This is a genomic window from Halolamina salina, from assembly GCF_042678005.1.
Taxonomy (GTDB): Archaea; Halobacteriota; Halobacteria; order Halobacteriales; family Haloferacaceae; genus Halolamina; species Halolamina salina.
In genome coordinates, this window is record NZ_JBHUDH010000088.1 from 1 (window position 1) to 1,756 (window position 1,756).

Annotated in this window: 2 protein-coding genes and 1 pseudogene; all 3 read left to right on the top strand. The window is 71.5% G+C overall.

Annotated features, from left to right (window positions below; genetic code table 11):
- Nucleotides 1-253 (top strand): annotated as a pseudogene (locus tag ACFR9S_RS08405) (DUF63 family protein); the annotation flags it as partial.
- Nucleotides 254-308: 55 nt separating this feature from the next.
- Entirely contained in the window at nt 309-1,034 is a 726-nt protein-coding gene (locus tag ACFR9S_RS08410; RefSeq protein WP_379732711.1) for a nucleoside phosphorylase, read from the top strand.
- A partial coding sequence (locus ACFR9S_RS08415) for an HPP family protein (RefSeq protein ID WP_379818420.1) occupies nt 1,035-1,756 on the top strand: 722 nt, incomplete at its 3' end.

The following is a 1,756-nucleotide window of genomic DNA, read 5'->3' on the forward strand; positions in this document are numbered from 1 at the left end:
CGGCGCGACCGAGCGGACGCCGCTCTCGCGGGCGGTGATCGAGTTCGGCGCGACGCTGCCGACCGCCGACCTGTTCGGGAGCGCGTGGCTGTTCGTGCTGGTGAAGCTCGCGCTCGCCGGCGGGATCACGGCGCTGCTCGCGGAGTCGGTCCGGGAGGCGCCCCGCGAGGGCCGACTGCTGCTCGCGTTCGTCGCCGCCGTGGGGCTTGGCCCCGGCGCGCACAACCTCCTGCTGTTCTCGATCACGGCCTGATCCGACGCCCGGCCGGACCGCGGCGCTTTTGCCCTCGCCGCCGGCAACCGCGAGTATGGCCAAACAGCCCCACCTGCTCGTCGGCGACGGCGACGTGAACGAGATCGCGCTCATCCCGGGCGACCCGGGTCGTGTCGACCGCATCGCCGCCCAGTGTGAGAACGTCGAGGAGGTGTCCCAGAACCGCGAGTACAAGGTCGTCAACGCCGAGTACGAGGGGACCGAGCTGACGATCTGCTCGACGGGGATCGGCTGCCCCTCCGCCGCCATCGCGATCGAGGAACTGCACAACGTCGGCGTCGAGACCGTCCTCCGCGTGGGCACCACCGGCGCGCTGCAGGAGGAGATCGAGATCGGCGACATGGTCGTCGCCACCGGCGCCGCCAAGGAGGAAGGGACGAGCAAGCGCTACGAGTCCGCGACCTACCCCGCGGTGCCGGACTACGACGTGCTCTCGAACCTCGTCGACGCCTCGGAGGCCAACGACGAGGACGTCCACGTCGGCCCGATCGTCTCCGACGACGCGTTCTACAACGAGAGCGACGAGTTCGTCGAGGACTGGGAGGAAGCCGGCCTGCTCTGCATCGAGATGGAGGCCGCCGCGGTGTTCTCGCTGGCTCGCCGCCGCGGGATGGCCGCGGGCGCGATCTGTACGGTCGACGGCAACCTCGTGAAGGGAACCCAGAAGGGCGAGACCGAGGAGGACGAACTCCCCGAGAAAGCCAAGGACAACGTCGAGCGCGCCATCGGGATCGCGCTCGACGCCGTCGCCGCGCTCTGAATGGGCCTCCGGGAGCGAGTCCGCGCGATCTGTCGGCGCTGTCGGTCCGTCGAGCGCCGCGAGGTCGCCGAGTTCCGGCGCTGGGCGGAGAACACCGACAACCTCGTCCGCCTCTCGGCGCTGGTGTTCGTCCCGCTGCTCATCGCGCTGGTGACGCTGCTCTCGAACGCGGTCGCGGCGCTGCCGTATCTCCTCTTCCCGCCGCTGGCCTCGGGGGCGTACACGCTGTTCGTCCGCCCGGAGAGTCGCTACGCGTCGCCGCGGCGCTTCGTCGGCGGGATCACCGCGGGCGCGATCTGTGGCTGGATCGCGTTCGTGGCCGCCGAACGGCTGCTCCCGAGCGCCGCGGGGGGGACCGTCCCCCCGATCGCCGCCGCCAGCGCGATCGCGCTCACCGCGATCGTGACGTGGGTGCTCGACGTCGAGGAGCCGTCGGCGTTCTCGTCGGCGCCGCTGGTGCTGGTCGTCGACATGGGGACCGGGACCGTCGTGCTCCGCCCGCTGTCGCTGTTCGTGCTCGAACTCTCCCCGCGCTCGGCGTACGTCGTCAGCGTCCTGCTCTCGACGGCGCTGGTGGCCGGCGCCTTCGCCGTCTGGGACAAGACGGTGTACGAGCGCCGGGCGACGTACCTCTACGGCACGACCCACGGCGACGACCACGTGCTCGTCCCGGCCCGCGGCGAGAACGACGCCGAGAGCGCGACGATGGCGGCCCGGATCGC